A 6,368-nucleotide genomic window follows, 5' to 3' on the forward strand; every position below is an offset into this window, starting at 1 on the left:
CGCCGGGTCGCCGCTCAGCGCCGCCTGCCGCCGCAGCGGTTTGGCGAGGATGTATCCGCCGGTTTCGAGATCGTCATTCCTGGTCCGGCTGGCGTCGAGATGGGCGACGAAATTCGCCGCCAGCGGCACGTCGATCGCCCCGCTGACGATCCACTCGTTGGCGGCCGTTCCATATCCGGCGATGCCCTTCAGTCCGAGCGGCGCTTCGGGCACCCGGCGCGGAATCCGCGAATCCACCACATTGACCACCCCGCCGATCGCCGAGGATCCGAACACCAAGGCCGCCGGGCCGTGGAGGATTTCGATCGATTGCGCGGTCAGCGGGTTGATCGCCACCGCATGGTCGCTCGATGAGGCGGACACATCCAGGCTGCCGATCCCGTCGGTCAAGATGCGGATGCGGTCGCCGCTTAGCCCGCGCAGCACCGGCTTGGCCACGTTCGGCCCCGATCCCGCGGCACTGACCCCCGGCTGCTTGATCAACGTCTCGCCGATCGTCGGCCGGATATCGCGGGCCAGCGCGTCGCCGCTCAGCACCGACACATCGCCCAGCACATCGTCGCGCCGCCGTTTGCCGGTGATGATGATCGCTTTTTCCGCCGTCTTGGGCGCGTCCTTCGCCGCAGCTTCGGCGGGCGGCGCGGAGTCAGCAGCGGGGGCAGCGGCCGCTTGGCCGTCGGTCGCAGCGTCCTGGGCAGAAGCCGATTGCGACACCAAAGCCAGCGCGGTTCCAGCGAGAAATACGAGGCGATTCATGAAATATTCCGATCGTTGCTGCCCTTGCAAAGGCAGATAGTCTGCGCCCTCGGGGCGCGCGTGTTCCGGGATGATCCGGTGCGGGAAAGCTGGCGTCGGGGATGGTCGCCAGCATCAGGCGCCGCGGGGCGGCAACCTCGTCATGCCGCGGCGGGCATGGCTACGCGATGCTGTGTGGTGGCCTGAGCAGCGGCGCGGTCGAAATGCCCGTCAAGGCGGGTGCGTCGGTCAGCGACACCGTCACCCGGTCCGACACTGCAAGCGGCGGCACGATTGCCGACGGAGCGGCCAGATGCGCCACCCAATTGAGCCCGACCGAGACCGACGGTGCCGCCTTTTTCGATTGCAGCGATACGGCGCTATCCTCATTCTGGGCAACCGCGGCGACGACGCCGATCCGGCTTTCCAGCGCCCGCGCATGCTCAGCCGCGCTGCGGTGAACGCACATTGCCGCACCCGCCGAAAATCCCTGCCCAAGGAACAGCGCGCCAATCATCAGGAAGGTCAGCAAGCGGATCATGTCGTGACATGATATCATCGCTCTTTTGACAATGACAACCCCTTTCATCCTGTCCGGCGCCGGGCCAGCGTGCGCCAACACCAACCGTCGCGGCTTTACGCCTCGTTAGGCACGGCGCGGCTATCAATGCTTGTCCGAGGGGGAGTGTCGCATGAAAATTCCATTGGCCATTGCCGGTGCCACGGCCCTTGTCGCCGGGGGCGTGCAGGTCAGCGGCGTGCTCAAACCAGGCGCGGTTTACGCCAAGCCCTATGACGTCGCTTATGCCGAGCTTGCCGCGACCCCGATCCCGCCGATGGTCGCCGATATGATCCCTGGCTCGACCCCGCGCGTCATCCGTAATGCGGGCTCGATCGTCTGGCAGTTCGGCGATACGGCGAACCGCGGCGCGACCTTCACTGCTTATCTATCGAAGGAAGATGCCGGCCACACCCGCGTCTCGGTCACTGTGGAGGTTGCCGAGAGCGACGACAAGATTGCCGGCCCTTATCTGAACAGCGCCTTCATCCTCAACATCGGCAAGCAGGCGATGGCTGAACAGGTCGCCGCCGAACTTGAGGACCGCGCCTTCGACAAGGTGAAATATGGCACCCGGCTAGCCGCCTACATGACTTCGCACCCGCAGGATCTCACAGCCTATGGCGAGACGATCCGGAACACGATGAACGACGTTGCGACGCAGGTTAATGGCTATCCGACCAAAGCCGGCAACGCGCATCAGCCCCTGTCCGCCACGCTCGCCGGTTTCGGCCAGGCCAGCGCGCAGATGGACGCCAAGACGATCCGCGATGCCCAAAATTGGAGCTCGTCCTCGGACAGTGCGCCGCCGTCCGACCCCCCGGTCGATCCGGCCCGGGCAAGCTATGATTCAACTCATCCGGCGATCGATCTGCCGGCTTACCGCTGAGCCGCCCAGTGCGCGCGCTGGCTTGGAGCTTATTGTCGACGGTGTTGCGTCTCACTTGTCGGAGAAGTTGAACTCGATCCGCGTCGAATAGCCTGCGTCGTCGCGCCCCGCCGCCATCGTCCCGCCCAGCTGGCGCACCGATGCCTGCAAGATCTTCAGCCCCAGCCCGGTCCGCCCGCTCGGCGCCGCCGCATCCTCCTCGTCCGCACCATGCCCGGCGTCGTCGCTGCACATCAGACGATAACCACCGCCGCCCACCCGTTCGCCGCCAAAGCGCACCGTCCCCGACGCCATCCGCAGCGAATGCTTGACCGCATTGGCCGCCAGTTCGTTGACGATGGTGGCGACGATCGACGCCTCGCGCGGCGACACCTCAATCGGCTCGAACGTCCCCGTCACCGCTACATCGCCGCTCAGCGATTGATCGATCAAATGCACCACCTGTTTCAGATACGGCCCCAGATCGACCTGCTCAATGGTCCCCGATATCGCCAATTGGTCGTGCAGCGCGGCAACCGTGTGAATCTGCTGCGCGACCCGCTCGAGCGAAGCGCGCGCATCGTCATTCTCCGACACCCGCCGCTCGAGCGAGACGAACGCGCCGACCACCTGCAGGCTATTTTTGACCCGGTGATCGATCTCGCTGCGCAACACCTTCTCAGCTGCGATCACCGCGCGCAGATCGAGCTGGGTCATCACCTGGTCGGCAAGGATCCGCAGCGCATCACGCTGCAGCGCATTGAGCGTTCGCGGGTGGTGATCGAGCACGCACAGGCTGCCGATCGGATAGCCATCTTTCGACTTGAGCAACGCCCCGGCGTAGAATCGCAGGCCCGGCTCGTCGAGGCACAAAGGATTGTCGGCCATCCTCCTGTCCGCCCGCGTATCGGGGATTTCGACAAACTCTTCTTCCAGGATGACATGCGCGCAGATCGACGTCTCGAGCGGCGTCTCGCGCACGCCAAGCCCGGTCTCGGCTTTGAACCATTGGCGGTTTTCATCGATCAGATTGATCACCGAAATCGGAGCCTCGCAAATCCGCGAGGCGAGCATCACGATCTCGTCGAAATCGGATTCGCGCGGGGTATCGAGGATGTCATAGGCCCGCAGCGCGGCGAGGCGCGCGGGCTCGTACGGATGATGCGCGGCCTTCATCGCCGCTAGGGAGACGAGTGGCGCGCAAAAGGCAAGCGCCACGGCGCTACCGAACCTCGACGCCCTTCCAGAACGCGATTCGCCCGCGGATCTGGGCGGCGGCATCCTTCGGCTCGGGATAATACCACGCCGCGTCGCGATTCTCCTGCCCGTCGACCAGCAGCGAATGATAATGCGCGGTCCCCTTCCACGGGCAGCCGCTGGTCGTTGCGCTCGGTTTCAGCAGGCTCGCATCGACCGCATCCGCCGGGAAATAATGATTGCCTTCGACCACAACCGTGTCGTCGCTCGTCGCAATCACGCGTCCGTTCCAATGTGCCTCAACCATGTGTCGCCTTTCAAACTGCCACCGGCGCAAACCGCCCGGCCATGCGCGCTATCGCGCTTTCGTCTTCCACAACATAAAGGTCATAGACCCAACGAACACCGCCGAACACTAATTGTCGCGCCAATGACGCTAATGCGAGGAACGTCTCGGCAGCGGCCGTCAGTTTCGCTGGAATTTTTCCAGGCTGGTGGTTGGCTCGGTTGCCGACGCCGGATCATTCACTTGCTGCGATCCTTGGTCTCCGACCGCTTTCTGGCGGATGCGCTTGGACTGGCGGTCGACAGCGGACTGCATCGCGCCGCCGATCCCGGCCGCAACCCTGCTCGACATGTCGGTCGCTATTTCCGCATTCACCTGGTCGCGAAGCGCCATGTCGAACGCGCGATTATCGAGCCTAGAGTCGACTGCCTCAGCGATAGATTGCTTCAACTTGTCCCTGATCTCAATGCGTACATCGGTGATGAACCACGATCCTTCCGCGGTCCCGTCCGCATAATCGATCGTGACCACGCTGGCCGCCTTGCCGCTCGGCGCGACCGTCGCGGTGATGGTCGAAATTTGGCCAAGCCGGTGATTGAATGACCAGCGCACCGCATTGGCGGATGGCACGGCTTCGAATTCGACCGTCAGATCCTCCAGCCCATCGGGTAAAGGCGACACTGCGGGCGATCCGCTCAGCCCGGCCAGCGACGCATAAGCCGCATCGGATGAGACCGGATATTTCTCGCCACCACCGCCGCACCCGGCCAGCAGAACTGCTGCCGCACCGATCCATAATCCCCGTATCACCGTCATCTCCTTCGATTCGATTGCTCAAGTTCATCATTAATGCCGCTAGCCGCCGCCGCGCTGCCGCCGACGATGGTGGTGGCCACCATGCCAGCTTGGCGCGGACGAAGCATCGTGTTTACGGCCATCCGCACGCCGATCGCCTTGGCCGTCGGCACGCGATCGTGCAGCCGCGCGTCGATCAGTTCGGTCATCGCAACACGGGTGAAATCGGTCAGGATGGTGTTCGGACCGCGCTTTGCCGCATTGCCACTTCCGCCGTCGGCCGGCTGATGCTCGACCGCGACCCGCGTCTGACCTGGCCCGGCGGGGGTCAGTCGGGCAGTGACGCGGGCGATCTTGGCGGTGCCGATGTTCAGGTCCCACGCGATCGCATCGGTGCCGCGCGATACCGTCGCCCACACGATTTGCGTATCTTTTCCCGGCGGGCCGGTTTCGCCCTCGTCGAAATAATCATTGACCGCCATCGACGACAAATCGGCATAAGCGCGGTCGAACGGCTTGTCGTAGACGCGCCCGGGCTTGAACGCATCACACGCTCCAAGCGCACCCGCCATCGCGAGCGATCCAGCCATCGCAAGCCAACATTTCACCGGTCCGGTCACTCCGTCCAATCTCTGGACCTTGGCCCTACGCCAAACTGCTTAACGAACCGTGCTGCCGGCGGTCTTCAACCGGCCATTTAAGCGAGCAATTCAGCACCGCGAAAATGGCCGACGTCCAACCTCGCCTCGCTCGTTTCGCTTTAGTCGACGCTCCCCTCGACCGCTATCACATCCACCGGCCCTTCGAAGGCGACGAACAAATGGCATTGCGCCGTCCCCATGCAGGTCGCGCGGTGCGGCAGGCTGGCGGGGCCATAGGCATAATTACCGGCATTGAGCGTTGCCGCCGGCGCGCCCTGATATTTCACCTCGAGCTGGCCGCTGACCAGGATCATCCGCTCGGCCGAGCTGTGGCGATGGGCGGGAATGATATAGCCGCCGGGCATCCGTAGCAGCACGTCGGCATTGGGCTTGGCCGGATTGCCGTGGAGCATTGTCAACTCGCACCCGGTCGGGAACGGCGCCGGGCACGGCCCCCATTTGAGCGCGGGGTCGCTCGCTGCCTTGACCAGCGGTGCTTCACTTGCCACCGGCAGTACTGCGGCGGGCGCAGCGGCATTGGCGGTGCTGGCTGACGCGGCGGCATCGATCGGGGCCGCGACATTGGTGAGCGGATCGGCCGTCTCCTGATACTGGCATCCCGCCAGCGCGACCGCCGCGCCCACCGTGAGCGCCGATATTCGCCAACTTCTGTGCTTCGTCATCATGGCCTCCCTGTCGTGGTTGCTCCCTCAATACCCCATCAGCGCGAGCACCTCCCGCCGCGACTTTTCGTCGCTGCGGAACCGCCCCATCATCCGGCTGGTGGTCATGATCACCCCCGGCGTGCCCACCCCGCGCGCGGTCATGCAGGCGTGGCTGGCCTCGATCACCACCGCGACGCCCTTGGGCTGGAGATGCTCGCAGATGCAGTCGGCAATTTGCGCGGTGAGCCGCTCCTGGACTTGCAATCGCCGCGCGAAGCCGTGGAGCACCCGCGCCAGCTTGCTGATCCCGACCACTTTGTCGCGCGGGAGGTACGCGATCGAGGCGGTGCCGATGATCGGCGCCATATGATGCTCGCAATGCGACTGGAACGGGATATGCTTGAGCAATACGATCTCGTCATAGCCGCCGACCTCGTCGAATGTCCGCGACAGATGCACCGACGGATCTTCCTCATACCCCCGCGCATATTCCTTCCACGCCCGCGCCACCCGCGCCGGCGTATCGAGCAAACCCTCGCGGCCCGGATCGTCGCCCGCCCAGCGGATCAAGGTCCGCACCGCCTCGGCAACCTCGTCGGGCACGGCAATTTTCGGGTCGGCG

Annotated in this window: 9 protein-coding genes; 1 reads left to right on the top strand and 8 read right to left on the bottom strand. The window is 64.5% G+C overall.

Annotation, left to right across the window (positions count from 1 at the left end; genetic code table 11):
- Both RMN73_RS05865 and RMN73_RS05870 read right to left on the bottom strand, forming a co-directional pair.
- On the bottom strand, positions 1 to 756 hold a 756-nt coding region (locus RMN73_RS05865; protein ID WP_309602387.1), incomplete at its 3' end, for a TonB-dependent receptor plug domain-containing protein.
- 160 nt (positions 757 to 916) lie between these two features.
- Positions 917 to 1,276 (bottom strand): hypothetical protein, encoded by a 360-nt coding sequence (locus tag RMN73_RS05870; RefSeq protein ID WP_309602388.1) that lies wholly within the window; start codon positions 1,274 to 1,276, stop codon positions 917 to 919.
- A gap of 151 nt (positions 1,277 to 1,427) precedes the next feature.
- On the opposite strand from RMN73_RS05870, the gene RMN73_RS05875 reads away from it, so the two are divergent.
- Positions 1,428 to 2,183, top strand: a complete 756-nt coding sequence (locus RMN73_RS05875) for a hypothetical protein (protein WP_309602389.1) — start codon at positions 1,428 to 1,430, stop codon at positions 2,181 to 2,183.
- 51 nt (positions 2,184 to 2,234) lie between these two features.
- Here the strand turns inward: RMN73_RS05875 and RMN73_RS05880 are convergent, their stop codons facing one another.
- The 6 genes from RMN73_RS05880 to folE form a co-directional block, all read right to left on the bottom strand.
- Positions 2,235 to 3,338 (bottom strand): histidine kinase dimerization/phosphoacceptor domain -containing protein, encoded by a 1,104-nt coding sequence (locus RMN73_RS05880; protein WP_309602390.1) that lies wholly within the window; start codon positions 3,336 to 3,338, stop codon positions 2,235 to 2,237.
- Positions 3,339 to 3,384: 46 nt separating this feature from the next.
- Entirely contained in the window at positions 3,385 to 3,666 is a 282-nt protein-coding gene (locus tag RMN73_RS05885; protein WP_309602391.1) for a DUF427 domain-containing protein, read from the bottom strand.
- Between the two features lie 159 nt (positions 3,667 to 3,825).
- Positions 3,826 to 4,455 carry a hypothetical protein gene (locus RMN73_RS05890; protein ID WP_309602392.1) on the bottom strand — a complete coding sequence of 210 codons (630 nt, stop codon included), beginning with the start codon at positions 4,453 to 4,455 and terminating at the stop codon, positions 3,826 to 3,828.
- Positions 4,456 to 4,457: 2 nt separating this feature from the next.
- The gene (locus RMN73_RS05895; protein WP_309602393.1) at positions 4,458 to 5,048 is read right to left on the bottom strand and encodes a hypothetical protein; all 591 of its coding nucleotides are present in this window, start codon (positions 5,046 to 5,048) and stop codon (positions 4,458 to 4,460) included.
- Positions 5,049 to 5,200: 152 nt separating this feature from the next.
- Positions 5,201 to 5,764, bottom strand: a complete 564-nt coding sequence (locus tag RMN73_RS05900) for a cupin domain-containing protein (protein ID WP_309602394.1) — start codon at positions 5,762 to 5,764, stop codon at positions 5,201 to 5,203.
- Between the two features lie 27 nt (positions 5,765 to 5,791).
- On the bottom strand, positions 5,792 to 6,355 hold the full coding sequence (folE, locus tag RMN73_RS05905) for a GTP cyclohydrolase I FolE (protein WP_309602395.1): 564 nt from the start codon (positions 6,353 to 6,355) through the stop codon (positions 5,792 to 5,794).
- Positions 6,356 to 6,368 lie beyond the last annotated feature (13 nt).

It is taken from the genome of Sphingomonas sp., assembly GCF_031372575.1.
In the GTDB taxonomy this organism is placed as follows: Bacteria; Pseudomonadota; Alphaproteobacteria; order Sphingomonadales; family Sphingomonadaceae; genus Sphingomicrobium.